Consider the following 21,134-nt stretch of genomic DNA (forward strand, 5'->3'; position numbering starts at 1 on the left):
AATAGGGATGATTCAAATGGGCCTAAAGATAAAAAGGCCAAAGGATCTGCAAATCACCTTTGGCCATTTCTTTAAGTAGAAATGAAATTTATTTATCAGTGGTGATTTTTTCCAAGTCAAACAGGTCTGTTAGGATTTCGATCATTTCTTCTGCCTGATCCCGTTGGCAGGCTGCCTTGAGCTGGATCACAGGGATTTTGATGATTTTTTGCATCATACTTTTGGTAATCTTCTCAATGAGTACCTGTTCTTTGGGATCCGCATTTTTGAGATACCTGCTGATCTCTTCTTGCCGGATTTGTTCCAGGCTCTGCTTGAGCTTGTTGATGGTGGGGGACACCATCATTTCTTTTTTCCAGTTGAAAAACTCAGCTATGCTTTCTTCAATGATTGTTTCTACAGCTGGGATTGCACCAAGCCGTTTATCCAAGGCTGCGGAGGTTTTGCTGCGAATGTTGTCCACATTGTAAAGTATGGCTCCAGGTACATCTTCGACAGTAGTTTCTATACTTCTCGGCACCGAAAGATCGATAAATAGTTTATAGCTTTGAATGTCGAAGCTTTTTACCATCTCTTTGGTGATGAAGGGCTCGTTCTTCATGATTGAGCTGACAATGACATCTGCTTCTTGCATGGCTTCAAAAGCATGCTCGAAAGGCACTACTTCGAAACCCAATGGGGAGGCAATTTCCTCTGCCTTGCTATAGGTCCTGTTGGTGATTTTTACTTTGGCATGAGGAAGGTGAACCATGTTTTTTGCTACGTCTTCTCCGATTTCTCCTACGCCGATAAGTAAAATCCTTGGCTCAAAGGTATTGACAGTGAGACTTTCGATCAATTCGACTGTGGCATAAGAAAGGGAAGCAGCACCATCTCGGAAGGCTGTTTCCTGAACCACCCTTTTGTTGGTGAAAAAAATGGTATGCATCAAGCGATGAAGAAAAGGCCCTGCCATATCCAGATCGGCAGCGGCTTGATAGGCTCTTTTCACCTGATTGGATATCTGAATATCTCCTATCACCTGAGCTTCAAGTCCCATGCTTACCCGGAACAAGTGCTCGATGGCCTGATTATCTTCATTGAGCACTTCGAAGTAGTTCAGATAGTTGACCACATCAGTTACCCCTTTCTCCAACCCAATCAACTTGATGATTTCCGTGCTTAAGTCCAGTTCATGCCCATAATAGACTTCTGTCCGATTGCAGGTCGATAAAATCAGCGCATCACTCAGGCTGAAAAAATCCTTCGCTTTCTGAAGTATTCTTCTGATTTCATCCTCTGTCAAAGAAATATGCTCCCTTATTTGAACAGGAGCGGTTTTGTGGGATAAACTGATCGCTTTAAACTTGTTTGGCATGCCTACAATTTCTTGCATTGCAAAAATAACAGAGATCGGGCCGTGAAAGGTTTAAATTACACGAAGGAAAATTAATTTAGAATTTGTCTAAATTAATTCTGCTTTTTGTCCCATTTTTTGGATAGGGTATTGACTCCTTTTTGCTTTATCCCTAAATTATTCGATTGTTTGGCTAACCTATTTTTTAATGAAAAGGAAACTTGAATTTTGGTTCAAAACCTACTTTGGATTTTCCAGAAAGGAAACAGTGGGGTTTTTATTGGTGGTTCCTTTTTTGTCTCTTTTGAGCTTGTTCCCTTCGATGATCGCTTGGATAAAAAACCAAAGTGAAGCTGAGTATTTTTCCCACTACCTGCACCTGCTGGATAGTCTCGACCAAGCAGGTGTCGCTTTGGTATCTTCTCCACTTCCCGGCTTCAATCCTCAGGATACCGTAAAAACAGATAATAAACCCAATCAGCTGGAACGAATCCAAAGGATACCATTTTCTGAAGCAGACTCGATCACCTTGCAGATTGTACCCGGAATAGGGCCTGCCACAGCAGGAAGAATCATCAAATACCGGGAAAATTTAGGAGGTTTTGTGGCCAAAGCTCAGCTGATGGAAGTTTATGGGATGAAGACCGAAACTGCTGAAGCAGTCTGGGAATTTTTTGAATTTGATCCGGGAATCCGAAGGAAGATTCCTGTCAACCGGGCCGAGACAGCAGATCTTGCCAAGCACCCCTACATTTCCTATGCTGAGGCCAAAGTAATCGTTGCCTTCAGAAATCAGCATGGAGTATTTCAGAGCGCTGAGGATCTATTGAAAATCCGAATTTTCAAAAAGGACTGGGTAGACAAAATTAGCCCCTACTTGAATTTTGACTGATTTTTTGATTTCGGTGAAATAAAATTCAGGCATATTTGAACCATGCTTCGCCCAATCCAAGTCCAGTTACCCGTCCTCAATCTCCCTCCTCTGCAGGCAAAGATCAAAGAGGAAAATGGGAAGCTTCTGGTTTTGGATACTTTGAGGAAAAAATACCTGATCCTGACTCCTGAAGAATGGGTCAGGCAGCATTGGATCCATTTCTTAATTGAAGTCATGGATTATCCTAAGGGCCTATTTTCTCTCGAAAAGGGGTTGAAATACAATCAATTATCCAAGAGGACCGACTTGGTGGTTTTTGATAGGGAAGGAAATGCTTTTCTTTTGATCGAATGCAAAGCTCCGTCTGTAAAAATCAATCAAAGCACATTGGCCCAAGCGCTTACTTACAATATGCCACTAAATTGCCCTCATGTTATTTTATCCAACGGGTTGCAACATGTCTGCATGTCTTTTGAGGAAGAAAAAAGTGAGTTTATTCAGGTGAAAAACGTTCCGAAGGCTCCTTAATTTCTTCTTTCTAATTATGATTTCCTTCCTGTTTTTCCTACATTTCATCACCTACCGGTAGCACGATATCCAAACTATGAGTTCCCATTCCTCAAATACCCCCTGTGAGCTTTGTGCAAGTAGAAAGCACTCGCTGTTTTCAGACTTGCCTGAGCAGCACTTATGTACCATTTCGGATCATAAGAATCTCATTTCCCATCGAAGAGGGCAGATTTTGTACTATGAAGGAACCAATCCCCTTGGAATTTTCTGCATCAATTCAGGGGTAGTAAAGGTCTATAAAACGGCATCCAACGGAAAAGAACAAATCATCCATTTGTCCAAAAAAGGTGATTTTTTGGGCTATGCGGCCCTTTTGGGCGAGGATAATTATACCAGTTCTGCCATGATCATCGAAGATGCCAAAATCTGTTTTATTCCAAAAAATGCTTTTTTGGCAACCTTGACCAAGAATACAGAATTTTTCAAAAAGGTAACCAAGGCGATAAGCCATGAGCTTGGGGAGATGGAAGCCAAACTGACCGACGCCACTCAAAAGAGTATCCGTGAGCGTTTGGCATTTGTCCTTTTGCAGTTGGCAGATTCTTATGGAATAGAGGGAGGGGGAAGTCAGAAGATCGACTTGATTCTCAGCCGGGAAGAGATTGCGGGGATTGTAGGCACCGCCACGGAATCGGTGATTCGATTGCTTTCCGAATTCAAAAAAGACAAACTGATTGATTTGGATGGAAAGAAAATCATCATTTTGGATAAAAGAGGGTTGGCAAGGCTTTCAGATTTTTATGGTTGAAAAGAACCTTGATTCCCTAAAGGAAGTTTTGTTTTTATGATGCATTGGACAAGGCTCATCTTTCTATCAAGGGCAATCCTACTTTTGGTGCTTTTTTCTCTTCCGGAAAGGGCCATTGGCCAATCTTTAGCTTATAGGACTTTGCTGTCTGGAATTTATGAAAAGGATTTTCCATTGATCTATCCCGATGAGGTAGAGGATTTGGATAAGTTTCAGATCCTGGATACCAGGGAATGGGTGGAGTATCAAGTCAGTCATCTTCCTGGGGCAATATGGGTTGGATACGATACATTTTCTCTCGAAAACCTGAAGCGGATAGACAAAAACAAACCTGTCATCGTCTATTGCAGTGTAGGTGCACGTTCTCAGGAGGTGGGGAAAAAACTCAGGTCAGCGGGATTCTTGGAAGTTTACAATCTTTATGGAGGGATTTTTCATTGGGTAAATGAAGAAAATCCCATCGTAAGTCAGAGAGAAGCCACAGACCGGGTTCACACCTATTCCAAAACCTGGAGCATCTGGCTCAATAAAGGTCAGAAAGTGTACTGAAGCTTCATGTCTTTGTCCTGACAATTCGTCCTCTTATATCATCCCTGAGTGATTATACTTCGTATCTTCTGGAAACTTTACCCTTCCGACTCTTTTTTCTTTTCCATGTGAGCAAGAGAAAAAAAACAGGTAGGGTTAAACAATCAGATAAAACCAAAACCATGAAAATCTTAGCTTTCCGTTTTCTTCTTCTTTTGCTTTCGATCATTTCCTTTTCCTGCGGGAGATCTACCCTAGGCATGGCCGGTACCCAGCCACCCAGTCATCAGATGTGGAATGAACTCCTCCAAAGTCACGTCAAATCCGATGGAATGGTGGATTATAAGGGATTTATTAAGGAAAAAGCCAAACTGGAAAAATACTTGACCCTGCTATCCAGCCAGGCTCCTGACCGCAAAACTTGGTCAAAAAATGAGCAAATGGCCTACTGGATCAATGCTTACAATGCCTTTACGGTCAAACTGATCGTAGATAATTATCCTGTAGAAAGTATCCGGGATCTTGGCCCCAAACTAAAAATCCCATTGATCAAGGATGTTTGGCATTATAAGTTTTTTAAGATCGGAGGAAAAGAAAGTAGTTTGGATGAAATAGAGCATGGCATCTTGAGGAAGGAATTCGAAGAACCGAGGATTCATTTTGCCATTAATTGTGCTTCCATTTCTTGTCCTCCTTTGCTGAATGAAGCCTTCATGCCAGACAAACTGGAAAGTCAGCTCCAAAAAGTGGCCGTAGCATTTATCAATGACTCTTCCAGAAACAAGATCACACCCAATCAGGCGGAAGTATCTTCTATTTTCTCCTGGTTTTCCGGTGATTTTACCAAAAAGGGTAGCCTGATTGATTTTTTGAATCAATATTCCAAGGTAAAGCTTAATCCTAAAGCAAAGATTTCCTACATGGATTACAACTGGAATCTCAACGAGTAGGGGGCAATTTTCTTTATCTTTCCAAAAAAGTCCATTATGGCAATTAGACATATAGCAATTCTTGGAAATGGGATTGCCGGGATTACTTGTGCCAGACAGCTCCGTAAGGGTGATAATCAAGTCCGCATTTCGGTGATTTCAGGAGAGAGTCCCTACTTCTTCTCCAGGACTGCGCTGATGTATGTATTCATGGGGCACATGAAGTTTGAGCATACTCAGCCTTATGAAAATTGGTTTTGGGAGAAAAACCGAATCGACCTAATTCATCAATGGGTCACTGAGGTAGATTTTTCTTCGAAAAAACTCCTTTTTTCCAATGGAGATGACTTGGATTACGATGTGTTGGTTTTGGCTACTGGCTCAAAGCCGAATAAGTTTGGATGGCCGGGTCAGGATTTACAAGGTGTGCAGGGGCTGTATTCCAAGCAGGATTTGGAACTGATGGAAAAAAACACGAACAATAGGGTTAAACGTGCAGTGATCGTAGGCGGTGGTTTGATTGGGATTGAGATGGCCGAAATGTTGGCTTACAAGAAAATTCCAGTGACTTTTTTGGTTAGGGAAAAAGGATTTTGGGACAATGTTTTACCCAAAGAAGAGTCCGAATTGGTCAGTAGACACATTCGGGAGCATCATATCGACTTACGGTTGGAGACCGAGTTGAAAGAGATACTTTCCGATTCGAATGGCCGTGTCCAAGCAGCGATTACTTCCAAGGGAGAAGAGGTTTCCTGCGAATTTGTGGGATTGACTGCAGGAGTGAGTCCGAATGTGGATTTCCTCAGAAATACAGAATTGAGGGTGAATCGAGGAGTGAAAGTGGATGCTTTCTTTCAAACAAATATCCCGGATGTCTATGCCATCGGGGACTGTGCGGAATTTGAAAATCCGCCAGCTGCAGACAGAAGAAACATCGAGCAAGTCTGGTACACCGGACGAATGCATGGAGAAACCTTGGCCCATAACCTTTGCAAAAAACCTATTCCCTATCAACCCGGAATCTGGTTCAACTCGGCCAAATTCCTGGATATCGAATACCAAACCTATGGAACTGTTCCTCCAAATTGGGACGATTCTGAGGTCAAAAGTTTCTATTGGGAGCATGCTTCAGGAAAAGTCAGTTTCCGCATGCTTATGAATTCAGCTCATCAAATTCTTGGCGTGAATAATTTTGGCTTCCGGCTCCGACATGAGTTCTTCGATCAGGCCATCCGGGAAAAGTGGTCAGGTGAAAAAGTGATTGCCAAACTCGACAAAGCCAACTTCGATCCGGAGTTTTTTGCTCCTTACTACATGGAGATCCAAAAGGCCTTCAAAGCGCAATTCGGTGGAAATTTCCAGCCTGCCAAAAAATCATTTATCCAAAAACTATTCGGAGCAAGCGTATGAAGACGATCGAAAAAATAGGATTGGGATTGTTTCTGATCGGATTGACTGTATTTACGGCGGTTCCGTTTTTGGGAAACTATACCCTGAGTGAAGAATTGGTTTTGGCCAATACCAAGGATATCCATCAAGAGAAAATGGCCGAAATCCTCGCTCCGATGTATGGTCAAGAATATGGCTCTAACTTCTCCTTTCTAACTGCTTTTGGAGAAAACTTTACTACCTACAATGACAACTTGAAAGCCCAGCAACTCTGGGATCAGGTCATTTGGGATGATTATGGGTTTGCCTTGGCAAAAGCTGCACTGCAAAGCCCTGTGAGAGACAATCCCTTGCTTTGGTTGGCCTTGTCCATTGGTTTGGCTGTCTTGGGGGGCTATTTGTATAATTTCCGTCAGTATGCTGATCAACCGGCAGGAATCAAAAACAACGGAATTTTTCACTCCAGACTCAAGAATAAGGGCTGGCTTGGAATGACCACAGGAGGATTTCTGATAGTATTTTATGTGGTGCTTTATTGGTTTCCCGCTTACCTGGTAAATTTGGTGTGGATGGTTGACCCTATTTCCAGATTGCTATCAGGCGGTCCTGCTAGCCAGTGGTTTTTGTACGGCTTGGTGTACACGCTGGCTATTTTGGTGATGGGAGTGCGAATGTTCCGGAAATACCGAGGTAATAAGTACCAACAACTCCGCACCGCTTCGGTCATGTTTTTTCAAACAGCTTTTGCCTTTTTGATTCCCGAAATCCTCGTCCTTTTAAATCAACCTTATTTCGATTTCAAAAATATTTGGCCGCTCGATTACGATTTCTTCTACGATTACCAGATTTCGACCTTTCTCTCCGGTGGAGGCATGGGAATGTTTATGCTGATTTGGGGGATTATGCTGATTATCGTAGGGGTACCGGTATTTAGCTATTTCTTCGGAAAAAGATGGTATTGCTCCTGGGTTTGCGGTTGTGGAGGCTTGGCGGAGACGGTCGGAGATCCTTTTCGTCAGCTTTCTGACAAGTCACTAAAAGCTTGGAAATACGAGCGTTGGATAATTCACAGCGTTTTGGTTTTGGCCGTGGTGATGACTGCCGTGACGATAGCCAACTACTTTTCCGGCTTTAGCTTTTTGGGAAATGTCACCAATCAGCTCCATTCGTTTTATGGTTTTGCAATCGGTTCTGCCTTTGCAGGAGTAGTGGGGACAGGATTCTATCCATTTATGGGAAACCGGGTATGGTGCCGATTTGGATGTCCTTTGGCAGCTTACCTTGGTATCGTGCAGCGCTTTAAGTCGCGTTTCCGAATCACAACAAATGGCGGTCAGTGCATTTCCTGCGGCAATTGCTCGACGTATTGCGAAATGGGAATTGACGTCCGTGCCTATGCCCAGCGTGGACAGAACATTGTGCGTTCCTCCTGTGTTGGGTGTGGCGTGTGCTCGGCTGTGTGTCCTCGTGGGGTGTTGAAGTTGGAAAACGGGCCGGAAGAGAACCGAATTATCGATTTGCCTATTATTATTGGCAACGATTCCATCAAGCTCAATGCCTAAATGATTATCCATTATTTCCTTTGCGGGCTGTATTTCTTGGGAATGCTGTTTATCCTGATTTACAGTTTGGCGCAGGGACATTTGTTGTTTCATTTTCTGAAAGCCCGAAAAGAATGGGCTTCCACACCTCAAGTCACGCCTTCCATCTGGCCAAAAGTCACCGTTCAGCTTCCCGTTTACAACGAACTCTATGTCGTCGAGCGCCTGATTGATGCTGCCGCAAAGTTGAATTACCCAAAGGAATTACTCGAAATCCAAATTTTGGACGACAGTACCGATCAGACAGTGGACTTGATCCAAGCCAAACTGAAAGAATACCCCGAAATCAACTTCCGCTACTTGCACCGAACGGTTCGAAAAGGATTTAAGGCCGGAGCACTTCGTGAAGGATTGAAGCAAGCTTCGGGAGAATTCATCGCCATTTTCGATGCGGATTTTGTGCCCGATCCTGACTTTTTGATGAAAACGATTCCTTTTTTCTCCTCTGAAAAAATCGGGATGGTGCAGACTCGATGGACGCACCTGAACAGAGACTATTCTCTCCTGACCCGATTGCAGGCCTTTGCTTTGGATGCGCATTTCTTCATCGAGCAGATGGGGCGAAACAGACAGGGTGCCTTTATCAATTTCAATGGTACAGGTGGAATCTGGCGGAAGAGCTGCATCCTCGACGCAGGCAACTGGCATGATGATACGTTGACCGAAGATTTGGACCTGAGCTATCGAGCCCAGAGAAAGGGTTGGCAGTTTGTCTATCGACCCGAGATCGAATCTCCTGCTGAACTCCCGCCCATCATGTCGGCCATCAAATCCCAACAATTCCGCTGGACAAAAGGTGGGGCCGAATGTGCCGTAAAGCATGCAGGAAAGGTGAGTCAGGAAAAATTACCTTTTCGGATCAAGTTTCATTCCTTTGCCCATTTATTCAATTCCACGATTTTCATTGCGGTCTTGCTGACCAGTCTGAGTAGCATTGGCGTGTGGTGGGCAGGAGTGCAGGGACTAATTCCCGAGTGGATGGTAAGGCTTTCGGGGATTTTCCTGATTGGATTTGTATTGATAGCTGGAGTGTATTTGGCTTCTTATTTTATTGCCAGAAGGTCATTTCTCTCTTCTTTTTTGGGAGTGATTTGGCAGTTGCCGCTGTTCCTTTCCGTGTCCATGGGGCTCGCGTTGCACAATGCCCAAGCAGTTTGGGAAGGGTTGACCGGAAAAAAATCCCCCTTTATCCGAACTCCAAAATTCAATCTCGAATCCGGAAAAGTTTCGCTTAGTTCCAATCGATACATTTTGCATCGCATGCCGTTCACCACCTGGTTTGAAGGGGTATTGGCCTTGGTATTTTGGGTGATGGTGGGATTGGCTTTTCGTGAGGGAAATTTCCTTTTCCTTCCGTTTCATGCCATGCTCGCCTTTGGATACACCATGGTGTTTGTCTCCTCCTTTAAATCCTACGGCCTCGGTCACTAATATTTTCCATGAATCACCCGCCGATAATTGACGTCATCATTCCTGCGTACAACGAGGAAAAGTCCATCCCCAAAGTCATTGCCGAGATTCCAAAGTTTGTCCGCCACATCGTCGTGGCCAATAATAATTCTACCGATCAAACCCAACAAGCCGCAGAAACAGCAGGGGCCAAAGTCGTCTTTGAACCCCAAAAAGGCTACGGAAAAGCCTGCTTGACTGCGATGGACTGGCTCAAAAAGCAGGAAATCCAACCCGATATCGTGGTCTTTTTGGACGGAGACTACAGTGACTATCCGGAGGAAATGAGGGAATTGGTACAACCGATTTTGGATGAAAAGGCCGACATGGTCATCGGCTCAAGAGCTTTGGGACAACGGGAAAGCGGTTCCATGACTTTTCCTCAAGTCTTTGGCAATTGGCTGGCGACGACGATGATGAAGTACATCCAAGGCGCAAAATTCTCTGATTTGGGGCCTTTTCGGGCAATCGTTTGGAAAAAGTTGTTGGACTTAAATATGATCGATCAAAATTTCGGTTGGACCATCGAGATGCAGATCAAAGCTCACAAAGCCGGTCTGCGCTACACTGAAGTGCCGGTCAACTATCGCAAACGCATCGGTGTGTCCAAAGTAAGCGGCACGGTCAAAGGTGTGATTGGAGCGGGGTATAAGATTATTTTTACGATATTTCGTTATTGGTAAAACTCAACTGATCCAAGCCATGCAAAATCTTTCAATTTACTTTCCTGCAATCCAAAAGCTTTGTAAATCTCAGGGAGTAAAGTCCCTTTATGCGTTTGGATCGGTTTTGACTGATCGCTTTGGGCAGGAAAGTGATGTGGATTTGATTGTGGATTTATACGAGAATGATCCACTGGATTACACCGAAAAATATTTCAACCTAAAATTCGGACTGGAAGAAATCCTTGGAAGACCGGTGGATTTGTTGGAAGAGAGATCGGATTTGAATCCCGTGATCAAAAAGGAAATCGAGCGTTCCAAGAAGATGATCTATGAAGGATAAGATCTTGAGTAGGTTGTTGGATATAAAGATAGCCATAGACCAAATTTTTGATTTTTTGCCAATGCCCAGAGATTACTTTGAGTTTAAAAAGGATCTCAAAACCCAGAAGGCGGTTGAGCGAAATATTGAGATCATCGGCGAGGCAGTCAGTCAAATCCTTAAAGCATATCCTGAAATCGAGATTTCTAATTCAAGGAAAATTGTGGATACTAGAAATAGAATCATTCATGGTTATGACTCTGTTTCTTCAGAAACCATTTGGGGAATTTCCATTAAAAACTTGCCTAAACTCAAAGATGAAATCGAGCTACTCATTAAGCAATTTGAAACCAAAGACGAATAATGGTCTAAACCTGATTTTATCTTGGATGATACTCACTGTTTTTGCAGCATGCAGCTCCTCCGGCCGTGAAGGAGTCGAAGAAGAGCAATTTGCCAAGTATTGGTATCAGGGAAAGGCGGAAATCAATGTCTTTGACTTGCAGCAAAGTCGCTACGGAGAGGTTCGTCCCGGCAAAGCGGTGATGATTTTTGTTACAGAAGATTTTTCCAGAACCAAGCAGGTGAAAATGGATAATCCCCAAGATCGCCCCTCTGATGCTCAAAAAGTGATGAAACTGAATATGACCCGTGAGTTTGTCACTGGAGTTTATCCCTATCAAACCATGCTTTCGGTATTCACTCCGGTGTATGAGGAAGTTCCTTCTCCCAAATTGACGGCCTCGGTAACCGAATGGTGTGGACAGTCCTTTACCCAGCTGAATTATAAAAGTGGAAAATACAATGCAAAGCTGTTTTCTTACTTTGAGGAAGAAGGAGACACCGAAGTAAAGATCAACGGACTGCCTGAAGAGGAACTTTTCAATCTGATCCGGTTAAATCCTGATCTCGTTCCTATGGGAAATAGGGCCTTAATTCCAAGCTTGATTTTTCAACGATTCGCACACATCCCTCTAAAAGCTGAACAGGCAACCATTTCTAAAAAAAGCTTGGGTTCCAATCAGTCTGAAATCGAGGTAATGTATTCACAACTGGGAAGAAAAGTGACCATTAGCTATCAGGACTTTTTTCCTTATGAGATTTTGGAATTTACCGAAACTTGGACCAAAGCCAACGGGCAGCAGGAAGTGACTAAGGCAGTAAGAAGACAGATGCAGCTTATGGATTATTGGAATAAGAATGAAAAGGTCTTTGAGCCACTTCGTAAGGATTTGGGGCTTTGAATCCGGCAGCAAAAAGTAGCCTAAAATACGGGCTTGTTTTCGTAATGGGGGGAATCTTGTTTTTCCTTGCGCAGCTGCCGAGAGAAGCGTTTGGCTTGACTTTTTTGCTGTTTTCATTGGCTTTTGCGGGGATGTTGGGGCTGTTTTTTTTAGCAGGGGAAAAGAACAGCTTTCGCAACGTGTTATTCGCAGGACTGCTGCTTCGATTGGCTGTATTTCCATTTGTTCCACAGTGGTCAGATGATTTTGTTCGATTTCTCTGGGATGGGGAAATGCTGAAAATCGGCCAGAATCCTTACGATCAAACGCCTCGGGATTGGCAAGAGGGAAACTTTGATCCTGACAATGCCTACAGAAATTTACTGTATAATAACCTGAATTCTCCCGATTACTATTCCGTCTATCCACCGCTAAATCAGGCGATTTTCTGGTTGGGAGCAAAAGCTTCAATGGGATCTGTTTCGAATGGCTATTTGACTCTCCGCCTGATTTTGCTTTTGGGTGAAATTGGGGTTTTTGTACTGCTTTGGAAGTTATTGATAGCTTTTCAGCTTCCGATCAAGCGGATATTCTGGTATTGGTTTAATCCTTTGGTAGTTTTTGAGATCTCCGGAAATCTCCATTTTGAGGGCTTGGTGTTGCTATTTCTTTTGGCCTCGATTTGGGGAATTCAAAAAGGTAAATCGGGTCTTTCCGGCGGTTTTTGGGGTTTAGCCATAGGAATGAAGCTCCTTCCTCTGATGCTGGGTCCTGCATTCTTGGCTTTTGGCAAAACAAGAAAGTCGCTGTGGTTTTGGGTTGGAACTGGACTCGCTACCCCGATCAGTTTCACCCCGCTTTTGATAGATGCATCTTGGATCAACTTTCTGAAAAGCATTCAGCTTTATCAGGGCAAATTTGAGTTTAACGCATCGATCTATTACTTGCTTCGTGAAGTGGGGTATTGGATTGAGGGATATAATACGATCGCTTTATTGACGAAGATTCTCAGTCTTAGCACTATCCTCTTGATCGGGTATTTTTCATGGAAAAGGCAGCCAAAAACTATCATCGAACTTGTCGATTTGATAGTGTTGATTTACTTGGTTTACCTCATCCTACAGCCTGTGGTGCATCCTTGGTATATCCTGCCGGCCTTGGGATTGAGTGTGATTCGGGGCAAAATGACGGTTTTGCTTTGGAGCTTTGGAGCGATTTTCTCCTACCAGGCCTATGGAAATGCTGATTTCAAGGAGCAGTCCCTCTTTCTGATTCTGGAGTATGGCCTGGTAGTTCTGGGGATCTATTTGGATTACTTCTTAAAAAAAATTAAACCACATAGGTACATAGAAAACATAGATGATATGCTCAATTAAAGGACTTATGTGAGTCTTATGTGTCTATGTGGTAAAAAACAACCCTTTTTTGAGATGAGACGCTTCATTTTTCTGTCTGTAAAACCGAAATCAATTAGTCTTAAGCCAGTTTTTTCGAAAAAATCAAATGACTTTAATCTCTAATTTCGCCTTATGAAAGTATCCCTTCGACTTCTTATCCTACTCAGTTTTCTAACTCAGTTTTCCTGTACCCAAAGTTCTGAGCAGCAAGCCCAAGTCCTGTTGGAAAAATCCATTGAAGCACATGGGGGTCAAGAAGCTTGGGAGAATATTACCCAACTTAAATTCCGGAAATGGACCCGTCTTTTGGACGAAAACGGCAACGTGGAGTCCGAGCTCGATCAGTGGTATGAATTTCGGTTTAAGCCCTTTTTCGAAGGAAAAATCACTTGGGAAAAGGATAGTATTGAGCATATGATCAGTTGGGATGGAGCTAAAATCCGCTATCAAATGGGTGGGAATGAAGTGCAGAATGAGGGCTTTTTAGCGGCCAAAAAAAAGGATTTTGACGCTGCTTTTTACACCGTGGCTCAGCCTTGGAAATTGATGGACGAAGGTGGGAAGCTGATTTATGAAGGAAAAAAGACCTTGGAAAATGGTTCGGAAGTGGAGGCAATTCGGGTGGATTATGGGCCTGATTCGGACATTTGGTGGTACTTTTTTGATCCGGCTACTTTTCTCATGGTAGGTAATGAGGTTCAACTCAAAGACCACCGAAGTCTGGTCTATGACCTTTCGGAAGAAAATGTCGGTGGATTGAAACTTCACGGAAAAAGAGAGAGTTGGAGAGTCGATGAAAAAGGCCAAAGGGTATTTCTCCGCGCAGAGTACAAGTATTCCGAGTATCAGATTGAAAAACAGTAGAAATACATTAGAAATAAAACCTCTTTCAGAGGTTGAAATAAATGGAAATATTTCCCGAAGGGTATTTCTCCGAGCGGAGCGAGGTTTATCTCCAAGTATTTCAACAATATTTCCATCGTATTTCCCCTTATCTTTAAGACTATGAAATTCACCCATCTCCTGCTTTTCTCAGTGATTTTTTTATCGGTCATTGCTTGCAAGCAGCGAACTGAAGCCGAAAAAATCGTGGACTCCGCTATCGAAGCGCATGGAGGCGACACCTATACGGAAGTCAAAATTGAATTTGATTTTCGGAATATCCATTACACCATTTTCAAGACGCCCTCATCGTTTGAATACATCCGTGAGTTTACCGACTCTACTGGGGTAGTGCGAGATGTTTTGAATAATTCAGGATTTATCCGGACTGTAAATGGAACCAAAATCGACACCTTAACTGAAGAGCGAATTGGGGCTTTTTCCCGCTCCGTCAACTCTGTGGCTTATTTTGCCTTCCTTCCCTATGGGCTCAATGATCCTGCAGCGGTCAAAACCCATCTTGGAGAAACGGAACTCAATGGAAAGGCCTACGATCTGATCAAAGTGACTTTTGTGCCTGAGGGAGGAGGAGAGCACTTTGAAGATGAGTTTTTGTATTGGTTTGGAAAGGAAGATCACCTGATGGATTTCATGGCTTACAGCTACCATACCGATGGAGGTGGAGTGAGAATGCGGGAAGTCAGCGGAGTAATGGAAGTGGGAGGGATTCGCTTCCAAAACTATCTGAATCTCAAGCCGGAAGATAAAAATACCCCAGTCGAAAATATGCAGGACTTGTATATTTCCGGTAAATTGGAAAAACTTTCTGAGATCAATCTGGAAAATATCCGAGTTGAAGCACTTCCAAAAAACTAAGCAATGCCAAAGCCTACTCATGCGAAATACCTTTTCAGTTCAGTGGGCTTTGTTTTTTTTATGGCCTTGATATGGTGGGCTCTTCCAGATAAGGATTTGATCAAAGCCGAAGAAAAGTGGAAAGGGGTATGTTGGGTAGGCAGCAGGCAGCCACTCGCCGGTGGGGAAGTGGAAGCCCTTTTTTCGACAGGGGCCAATGCCCTATCTCAAACTCCTTTTGGATGGCAATCTGCCAAGAACTCGCCGGAAATCCGCTGGGACATGAGCAATGAGCGCCGTTGGTGGGGAGAGACTCCGCTGGGGATCAAGGCTACTCTGGATTCCACTTCCCGCTATGGGATGATGAATATGATGAAGCCACACCTATGGGTTAGAGAAGGCTGGGTGGGAGAGATCGAGATGCAATCTGAGGAGGACTGGAAAAGCTGGTTTGCGAACTATCAAGCCTTTATTCTCGATTATGCCCGATTGGCAGAGGAATTAAGAATGCCCATGCTCTGTGTCGGGACAGAGTTGGAAAAGACTTCTACCAGAGAAAAGGAATGGAGAGCCATCATAGCTGAAATCCGAAAAGTGTATTCCGGAAAATTGACGTATGCCGCCAATTTCACCGAATTCGAGCAAGTCAAATTTTGGGATGCGCTGGATTACATTGGTGTCCAAGCCTATTTCCCCCTTGCCAAAGGTCATGATCCCTCGCTTTCTGAATTGAAAGCCTCTTGGCAAAAGCATCTTCCAAAAGTAGAGACTTTGGTTCGACGCTTTAAAAAGCCTGTAATTTTCACCGAGATCGGCTATTGCAACACCGTCGATGCTGCCATCCAACCTTGGGTATGGCCGAATGAACGTCGGGAAACCGAATTTTCGGAGGAGGTTCAGGCGCTATGCTACGAAGCATTTTTTCAGACAGCATGGGAAAAGGATTGGTTGGCAGGTGTATTTTTCTGGAAATGGTACCCGCAAAGGCACCAAAGAGAGCCGGATTTTACACCTCAAGGCAAACAAGCCGAAAAGGTGATGCAAGCCTATTTTTCTGGTAGGTGAATATCACCTCCTTATGTGACTTTTGTCATCGTATTTGTTTTTTGAGGGTTCTAGATTTACCCATGTGATTTTTAAACGACTAGAGCTATGCAAAAGAACATGGGAGCAACTGACAAGACCATCCGGCTGATCGCAGCTGTTGCATTGGTCATTCTGTATTTTACTGGAATTCTTGAGGGAACCTTAGGAATTATTGCCTTGGTGGTTGCGGGGGTTTTCGTGTTGACCAGTTGGGTGAGTTTCTGTCCTCTTTATCCCATTTTGCGAATCAATACTTGTGCAAAGAAAAAGGTTACATAGGTTATAGATAATTGATAGTGCTTTCAAATTGAGGGAAAGACCGGAAACGCATGTTTCCGGTTTTTTTATTTTCGGATGTGATCTTCTTTAAAAATTTTAGTAAATAGACCAAACAATCGACCCTAAATCTTATGAATAAAAGAAGAGAATTTCTGAAATCAGCAGGTATCACTGGACTTGGACTTTTTGGTGCCGGTGGGGCTCTTGCAGAATCTATGAACATGCTGCCATTGGAAGCAAGGTATGGAAGTTCAAGAATTCAGACTTTCAATATGTGTGGCTATGCCGCACCAAAAATAGAAACTGTCCGGGTCGGGATCGTGGGGCTTGGAATGAGGGGCCCCGGAGCAGTGGATAGGCTTAGCAAAATAGAAGGCGTGGAAATCAAGGCACTTTGTGATTTGCTCCCTGAGCGGGCAGAAAAAGCTAAGAAATCCCTAGAGGATACTCCCCATCGCCCTGATTTGTATTCAGGTAGTGCCTTTGCTTGGAAGAAAATGTGCGAAAGGCCTGATTTGGATTTGATTTATATCGCTACTCCTTGGGAATGGCATGTGCCCATGGCTGTTTTTGCGATGGAGTCTGGAAAGCATGCTGCGGTAGAAGTGCCTGCAGCTAGGACGCTGGAAGAGTGCTGGCAGCTGGTGGAGACCTCTGAACGCACCAAGAAGCACTGCATGCAACTGGAAAACTGCTGCTATGATTTTTTTGAATTGATGACATTGAAGATGGCTAGAGAGGGCTTTTTCGGAGATGTAGTCCATGTGGAGGGTGCCTACATCCATGATTTGCTTTGGTTGAATTTTGACAAGGAAAAAGGATATCAGGGGATGTGGAGACTGGAGGAAAACTTCAGAAACGGAAATCTGTATCCAACCCATGGCCTGGGTCCTATTTGCCAGATTCTCAATATTAATCGAGGTGATCAGATGGATTATTTGACCTCTTTGTCATCAGATGATTTTCAAATGAAGAAAAAAGCCGTTGAATTAGCTGAGCAGGATCCATTTTGGAACTCCTACGCTGCAAAAAACTATCGGGGAAATATGAATACGACTGTGGTAAAGACCAAACATGGAAAAACCATCATGATCCAGCATGACGTGACTTCTCCCCGTCCTTATTCCCGACTTCATGTGGTGAGCGGAACTGAGGGATATGCTCAAAAATACCCCGAACAAAAAGTATCCAAGGGGCATAGCTGGATGAAGGAGGAAGAAATGAAGGAATTGCAGGCAAAATATACTCCGGAGATCGTGCAGAAAGTGGGGGAATTGGCCAAACAGATCGGTGGCCATGGAGGGATGGATTTTATGATGGATTGGAGATTGATCGACTGTCTGAGAAACGGACTTCCTCTGGATCAGGATGTATATGATGCGGCGCTTTGGAGCTGTATCACACCTATGAGCGAATGGTCTGTAGCCAATCGATCCAATTCTATCGATGTCCCTGATTTTACCGGAGGAAATTGGAAGACCAACAAGCCGGTACCCATTACGCTTGAGGGGGGAGGCACTACTCAGGTGAGGGTGTAAAAAAAGGAGGCCATGGCCTCCTTTTTACTTTAATGCTTTTTTGACCAGCTCTTCCAGCTTTTTCCGGTCATCTTTTGAGCTGGATAAATCGATCAAGGCAACTTTTCTAAAGTCAATCGGGTGGCTTTCACTTTGGAGACTGATGTATCCTGATTCCAAAAGTTTACCATCGATCTTTACATCTGAATCCACTGGAGCCACATTTCCTCCTCCTATTTGAGGCTGGTAGTAGCTGATGACGGTGTCTTTGCCGACCAAATGATGTACCTCTTCTGCCCCCAATACGATAAAGTGAGCAGTCACCCATTGATCTCCGTGATAGGTTTCGGATTGGGAATTGATACAGTGAGGGGTAAAAAGCGAATCGGTCATGACTACATGGGTTCCCGGAGTGCAAAGATTACAGGTGCTTCTTTTATCCTTTCCGTTTCCTCCAAGAAACTGGCCCTCTATCGAAATCGGAAAATCCTGATCTTTCAACATGGTTCTGGGATCTTGGCTGTGTAGCATAGCTCCGCTGTTTCGTATTGCCCAGCCTTCTCCTCCGGGACATTGATCTCCCACAAAGCGGTATTCCACTTTTAGCAGATAATAAGAAAAGGGGGTATTGAAAAAAATATGACCGTATTGCTGGTCAAAACTGGAATATCCATCGTATCGGACCTTTAGTAGGCCGTCTTCTACCCGAAAGGTATTGGCGAAATTTTCCCCAAGGTCATGGGTTCTGATTTTGACAGTCCAATCATTCAGGTCTTTTCCATTAAATAGTGTAATCCAAGAAGGTTGATTCATTTTGGCATACCCGCCAAAAACAAAAAGCAATCCTAAAAAGAGGAGGACTGGTTTTCTCATTCTTCTTTTTTCATCCTTAGTACAGCCCAGATAGGATAGTGGTCAGAGAAGGCTACTTGATTCAGAACTTTATATTCTACCAGTTCAAACTTCCTGGAATCATACCAAATATAGTCAATTCTACCTGCCCCATCTCCGGTTCCATAGGTCGCCTGCTCATTACCGGCTTCTCGTCCAGCTTCTTTCCAATGGGAAGGAATAGATCTGTATTCTTCAGAATCCGGGGTAAAATTCAAATCACCCACCCAAATAACCGGTTTGTCCAATGTCTCCGCATAAGAAAGGATGGAATCCAGCTGGGCTTTTCTATTTTCGGCAAATTCATGGCAGAGATGAGTGCCTCCAAAATAAAATTCTTCCAAGGTTTTTAGTTCTGCTTTCACCCAAGCCATGGCACGGGGCTCTCCTCCTGCAGGATTGGGCAGGGGTAGAGTATGGTAGGCAGCACCTTTTTTGGCCAGAAGCCCTTCGCCATATCCACCTTCTTCAAAATCCATTGCCTTGCCAAAATATCCTTTGTATCCAGTCTCGCGAGCTAGCTGACGCATGAAATCCAGCTTGCGTTGGTAAATTCTTTCGGATCTTAGGGTCATACTATCGACTTCTTGAAGTGCGACTACTTCCGGTTGATTAAGAATGAGCAGATCAGAGATCAAATGAAAAGTACTGTCTCCTTGACGATTAGGGTTTTCCCCATGGTAGATATTGTAGGTGAGAATTTTGATCTCCTGAGCGGGACTGAGCTGCATAGTGAACCCCACCAAAAGGAGAAGAAAGAAAAATTGCTTCATACCCAAATGTATCAAAATGTATTCCATCCCAACAAGTTTTTTTACAGATAGAAATAATTTTGATTTGGATTGGAAAATTCTCCCATTTCCTGAGGATATTAGGTCAAGAGTAGGTCAAATAGAGGATCTTACCCAGAATAGTTTGTGGTTTTTAAAGTGTTGAATAACAAAAGGTTGAAATGAACAAAGCAGTCAAAATTCTGTTTTTCTTTTTTTTGATTGTCATTTTGGCCCTGCTTGGAGCGGGGTTTTATGCGGAGACTTGGGTCAATTCCAACCTTGCCTCCATTATCAATTCCCAGCCAGAAAGGAAATACGATCTCAAATTTGAAAATGCGGACTTAGATCTTTTTGGGAAAAAAATCAAGCTTGAAAATATCACCATTTATCCGGCAAAAGAGTTGCCCACCTCCTATATCGAGGGGAGCATGCGGGAAGCTATGCTTCTCAATGTTGATCTGATGAAATTGGTTTTTCAGAAAATTGGAATCATCGAAAAGCTGGAGTTTATCCAGCCTGATTTCATTGTGCACCATATCCCGGATAGCCTTAATCAGTATCACTCTGCCAATTCACTTCAGGATCTTTTCGGTGACCTTTTGGCCAGAGGAGAAATCCGTAATTTCACTTTAGAAAATGCTTCTGCCTCTTTGAAAGAAGGAGAAAAAGAGACGGGTTTTTTAAGCAATCTCACCATATCTGTCAAAGGCTTGGCGACGGATTCTGTTTTAGTCAAACAATTGATTCCTTTTCAGTTTGATGATTTGCAGATCCATTTGGATAGTTTGGTTTATCAGCTCAAAACCGGACAGAATTTTCATTTGGGAAAAGCCTCTTTTGATTCCAAGATCAATAAAATAAAGTTTGAACACATCGGTCTGGAGTACCTGCAAAGCTTGGAGAAAGTCTCCTATGGTCTGGATTATCAAAAAGATCTGATCAATGTTCGGGCAGATTCTTTGGTTTTCTTCGGCATTGAAGCAAACACCAACTTTTATTCGGATTTGGACGTGAGAGCCGATAAGCTTCTTGTAGCTGGACTTAATCTGACTGACTTCAGGAATAAAGCGAAGCCTCGCCCTCCTGCTGAAATCAAACCGATGTTTCAGGGGATGATTCAGCGATTGGAGTTTCCTCTCAAGTTGGATACACTCGTGATTTCCAATGGCCACATTGCTTATGGAGAAAATGTGCCTCAAAATGGACAGTCTTGGCAAATTCACTGGGATAATCTGGAAGGTCACCTGATCAATCTGACCTCAATTCCCGAGTTTCAGGAAGAGTTTGGTCACTTTGACGCTCAAATTTCAGGCAATGTCAAAGGAAGTGGAAAACTGAATTTTTCGCTGAGCGTGCCTTATCAGTCGGAGCGATTTACCCTGGAAGTAAGCTTGACCGATTTTGACCTTACTACCCTCAATTCAACCCTTAAACCCATCATGAACGGAAGTGTGAGTTCGGGATTTATGGATCGGCTAAAATTGATTATTCATGCCTCTGAGCGTAGTGCTCAGGTAGATATGCTCTTTGATTACAGGGATTTAAAGGTGGAGATGTTGGCAAAAAAGGGAGGTAAAAAGAACATAATCGTCTCTTCCCTTGCCAACTTGGCCCTTAATCATTCCAATCAACCAGATACCAAAAACTATTTGTCTCCTTCTTTTCAGATTGAACGAAACAGGTACAGAGGGCCTTTTAATTTACTTTGGCAGAGTACCAAAGAAGGAATGATGAAAATAGTCCCAGGGAGTGCAGTTCGAACCCTTCTTGAGGCCAAAGAGGATTGAAGATTTCCTTTTGAGGTAATTGGAGACGATTGGTCA

22 protein-coding genes are annotated in these 21,134 nt (G+C 43.5%); 19 read left to right on the plus strand and 3 right to left on the minus strand.

What is annotated here, in order from left to right:
• Positions 1-88 precede the first annotated feature (88 nt).
• Entirely contained in the window at positions 89-1,357 is a 1,269-nt protein-coding gene (gene hemA, locus AAA943_RS18175) for a glutamyl-tRNA reductase (protein WP_338225720.1), read from the minus strand.
• A gap of 187 nt (positions 1,358-1,544) precedes the next feature.
• Between hemA and AAA943_RS18180 the strand changes: the two genes are divergently transcribed.
• The 18 genes from AAA943_RS18180 (at position 1,545) to AAA943_RS18265 (ending at position 17,668) form a co-directional block, all read left to right on the plus strand.
• Positions 1,545-2,228 carry a ComEA family DNA-binding protein gene (locus AAA943_RS18180; RefSeq protein WP_338225721.1) on the plus strand — a complete coding sequence of 228 codons (684 nt, stop codon included), beginning with the start codon at positions 1,545-1,547 and terminating at the stop codon, positions 2,226-2,228.
• Between the two features lie 42 nt (positions 2,229-2,270).
• Positions 2,271-2,738, plus strand: coding sequence for a type I restriction enzyme HsdR N-terminal domain-containing protein (locus AAA943_RS18185; protein ID WP_338225722.1), 468 nt, complete (start codon positions 2,271-2,273; stop codon positions 2,736-2,738).
• Between the two features lie 76 nt (positions 2,739-2,814).
• Positions 2,815-3,528 (plus strand): Crp/Fnr family transcriptional regulator, encoded by a 714-nt coding sequence (locus AAA943_RS18190; protein WP_338225723.1) that lies wholly within the window; start codon positions 2,815-2,817, stop codon positions 3,526-3,528.
• Positions 3,529-3,615: 87 nt separating this feature from the next.
• On the plus strand, positions 3,616-4,077 hold the full coding sequence (locus AAA943_RS18195; RefSeq protein ID WP_338225724.1) for a rhodanese-like domain-containing protein: 462 nt from the start codon (positions 3,616-3,618) through the stop codon (positions 4,075-4,077).
• Positions 4,078-4,238: 161 nt separating this feature from the next.
• On the plus strand, positions 4,239-5,006 hold the full coding sequence (locus AAA943_RS18200; RefSeq protein ID WP_338225725.1) for a DUF547 domain-containing protein: 768 nt from the start codon (positions 4,239-4,241) through the stop codon (positions 5,004-5,006).
• Between the two features lie 36 nt (positions 5,007-5,042).
• Entirely contained in the window at positions 5,043-6,395 is a 1,353-nt protein-coding gene (locus AAA943_RS18205; RefSeq protein ID WP_338225726.1) for an NAD(P)/FAD-dependent oxidoreductase, read from the plus strand.
• The gene (locus tag AAA943_RS18210) at positions 6,392-7,936 is read left to right on the plus strand and encodes a 4Fe-4S binding protein (protein ID WP_338225727.1); all 1,545 of its coding nucleotides are present in this window, start codon (positions 6,392-6,394) and stop codon (positions 7,934-7,936) included. The genes AAA943_RS18205 and AAA943_RS18210 overlap by 4 nt, the downstream gene beginning before the upstream one ends.
• Positions 7,937-9,406: a cellulose synthase family protein gene (locus AAA943_RS18215; protein WP_338225728.1), complete on the plus strand. Its 1,470-nt coding sequence runs from the start codon at positions 7,937-7,939 to the stop codon at positions 9,404-9,406.
• An 8-nt stretch (positions 9,407-9,414) separates the two neighbouring features.
• Positions 9,415-10,107 carry a glycosyltransferase family 2 protein gene (locus AAA943_RS18220; RefSeq protein WP_338225729.1) on the plus strand — a complete coding sequence of 231 codons (693 nt, stop codon included), beginning with the start codon at positions 9,415-9,417 and terminating at the stop codon, positions 10,105-10,107.
• Positions 10,108-10,126: 19 nt separating this feature from the next.
• On the plus strand, positions 10,127-10,429 hold the full coding sequence (locus AAA943_RS18225; protein ID WP_338225730.1) for a nucleotidyltransferase family protein: 303 nt from the start codon (positions 10,127-10,129) through the stop codon (positions 10,427-10,429).
• A complete protein-coding gene (locus AAA943_RS18230) occupies positions 10,419-10,772 on the plus strand; it encodes a HepT-like ribonuclease domain-containing protein (RefSeq protein WP_338225731.1) in 354 nt (117 codons plus the stop codon). The genes AAA943_RS18225 and AAA943_RS18230 overlap by 11 nt, the downstream gene beginning before the upstream one ends.
• A gap of 25 nt (positions 10,773-10,797) precedes the next feature.
• Positions 10,798-11,652, plus strand: a complete 855-nt coding sequence (locus AAA943_RS18235) for a hypothetical protein (RefSeq protein WP_338225732.1) — start codon at positions 10,798-10,800, stop codon at positions 11,650-11,652.
• A 56-nt stretch (positions 11,653-11,708) separates the two neighbouring features.
• On the plus strand, positions 11,709-13,007 hold the full coding sequence (locus AAA943_RS18240; protein WP_338225734.1) for a glycosyltransferase family 87 protein: 1,299 nt from the start codon (positions 11,709-11,711) through the stop codon (positions 13,005-13,007).
• Between the two features lie 153 nt (positions 13,008-13,160).
• Positions 13,161-13,892: a hypothetical protein gene (locus AAA943_RS18245; RefSeq protein WP_338225735.1), complete on the plus strand. Its 732-nt coding sequence runs from the start codon at positions 13,161-13,163 to the stop codon at positions 13,890-13,892.
• Between the two features lie 141 nt (positions 13,893-14,033).
• Positions 14,034-14,786 (plus strand): DUF6503 family protein, encoded by a 753-nt coding sequence (locus AAA943_RS18250; protein WP_338225736.1) that lies wholly within the window; start codon positions 14,034-14,036, stop codon positions 14,784-14,786.
• Between the two features lie 3 nt (positions 14,787-14,789).
• Complete coding sequence (locus AAA943_RS18255) at positions 14,790-15,830, plus strand: glycoside hydrolase family 113 (protein ID WP_338225737.1); 1,041 nt, start codon at positions 14,790-14,792, stop codon at positions 15,828-15,830.
• 87 nt (positions 15,831-15,917) lie between these two features.
• The gene (locus tag AAA943_RS18260) at positions 15,918-16,130 is read left to right on the plus strand and encodes a YgaP family membrane protein (protein WP_338225738.1); all 213 of its coding nucleotides are present in this window, start codon (positions 15,918-15,920) and stop codon (positions 16,128-16,130) included.
• Between the two features lie 131 nt (positions 16,131-16,261).
• Positions 16,262-17,668 (plus strand): Gfo/Idh/MocA family protein, encoded by a 1,407-nt coding sequence (locus AAA943_RS18265; RefSeq protein ID WP_338225739.1) that lies wholly within the window; start codon positions 16,262-16,264, stop codon positions 17,666-17,668.
• A gap of 24 nt (positions 17,669-17,692) precedes the next feature.
• Here the strand turns inward: AAA943_RS18265 and AAA943_RS18270 are convergent, their stop codons facing one another.
• Both AAA943_RS18270 and AAA943_RS18275 read right to left on the minus strand, forming a co-directional pair.
• Entirely contained in the window at positions 17,693-18,460 is a 768-nt protein-coding gene (locus tag AAA943_RS18270) for a 3-keto-disaccharide hydrolase (RefSeq protein ID WP_338225808.1), read from the minus strand.
• Positions 18,461-18,516: 56 nt separating this feature from the next.
• A complete protein-coding gene (locus AAA943_RS18275; RefSeq protein WP_338225740.1) occupies positions 18,517-19,338 on the minus strand; it encodes an endonuclease/exonuclease/phosphatase family protein in 822 nt (273 codons plus the stop codon).
• A gap of 152 nt (positions 19,339-19,490) precedes the next feature.
• On the opposite strand from AAA943_RS18275, the gene AAA943_RS18280 reads away from it, so the two are divergent.
• Entirely contained in the window at positions 19,491-21,098 is a 1,608-nt protein-coding gene (locus AAA943_RS18280) for a DUF748 domain-containing protein (protein WP_338225741.1), read from the plus strand.
• Positions 21,099-21,134 lie beyond the last annotated feature (36 nt).

Origin of the sequence: Algoriphagus confluentis (genome assembly GCF_036245625.1) — a bacterium.
GTDB classification, from domain to species: domain Bacteria; phylum Bacteroidota; class Bacteroidia; order Cytophagales; family Cyclobacteriaceae; genus Algoriphagus; species Algoriphagus confluentis.

Coding starts and splice junctions, on each gene's coding strand:
- hemA (WP_338225720.1), bottom strand. CDS start 1,357: ATGCCAAACAAGTTTAAAGCGATCAGTTTATCCCACAAAACCGCTCCT.
- AAA943_RS18180 (WP_338225721.1), top strand. CDS start 1,545: ATGAAAAGGAAACTTGAATTTTGGTTCAAAACCTACTTTGGATTTTCC.
- AAA943_RS18185 (WP_338225722.1), top strand. CDS start 2,271: ATGCTTCGCCCAATCCAAGTCCAGTTACCCGTCCTCAATCTCCCTCCT.
- AAA943_RS18190 (WP_338225723.1), top strand. CDS start 2,815: ATGAGTTCCCATTCCTCAAATACCCCCTGTGAGCTTTGTGCAAGTAGA.
- AAA943_RS18200 (WP_338225725.1), top strand. CDS start 4,239: ATGAAAATCTTAGCTTTCCGTTTTCTTCTTCTTTTGCTTTCGATCATT.
- AAA943_RS18205 (WP_338225726.1), top strand. CDS start 5,043: ATGGCAATTAGACATATAGCAATTCTTGGAAATGGGATTGCCGGGATT.
- AAA943_RS18210 (WP_338225727.1), top strand. CDS start 6,392: ATGAAGACGATCGAAAAAATAGGATTGGGATTGTTTCTGATCGGATTG.
- AAA943_RS18215 (WP_338225728.1), top strand. CDS start 7,937: ATGATTATCCATTATTTCCTTTGCGGGCTGTATTTCTTGGGAATGCTG.
- AAA943_RS18220 (WP_338225729.1), top strand. CDS start 9,415: ATGAATCACCCGCCGATAATTGACGTCATCATTCCTGCGTACAACGAG.
- AAA943_RS18225 (WP_338225730.1), top strand. CDS start 10,127: ATGCAAAATCTTTCAATTTACTTTCCTGCAATCCAAAAGCTTTGTAAA.
- AAA943_RS18230 (WP_338225731.1), top strand. CDS start 10,419: ATGAAGGATAAGATCTTGAGTAGGTTGTTGGATATAAAGATAGCCATA.
- AAA943_RS18235 (WP_338225732.1), top strand. CDS start 10,798: ATGATACTCACTGTTTTTGCAGCATGCAGCTCCTCCGGCCGTGAAGGA.
- AAA943_RS18245 (WP_338225735.1), top strand. CDS start 13,161: ATGAAAGTATCCCTTCGACTTCTTATCCTACTCAGTTTTCTAACTCAG.
- AAA943_RS18250 (WP_338225736.1), top strand. CDS start 14,034: ATGAAATTCACCCATCTCCTGCTTTTCTCAGTGATTTTTTTATCGGTC.
- AAA943_RS18255 (WP_338225737.1), top strand. CDS start 14,790: ATGCCAAAGCCTACTCATGCGAAATACCTTTTCAGTTCAGTGGGCTTT.
- AAA943_RS18260 (WP_338225738.1), top strand. CDS start 15,918: ATGCAAAAGAACATGGGAGCAACTGACAAGACCATCCGGCTGATCGCA.
- AAA943_RS18265 (WP_338225739.1), top strand. CDS start 16,262: ATGAATAAAAGAAGAGAATTTCTGAAATCAGCAGGTATCACTGGACTT.
- AAA943_RS18270 (WP_338225808.1), bottom strand. CDS start 18,460: ATGAATCAACCTTCTTGGATTACACTATTTAATGGAAAAGACCTGAAT.
- AAA943_RS18275 (WP_338225740.1), bottom strand. CDS start 19,338: ATGGAATACATTTTGATACATTTGGGTATGAAGCAATTTTTCTTTCTT.
- AAA943_RS18280 (WP_338225741.1), top strand. CDS start 19,491: ATGAACAAAGCAGTCAAAATTCTGTTTTTCTTTTTTTTGATTGTCATT.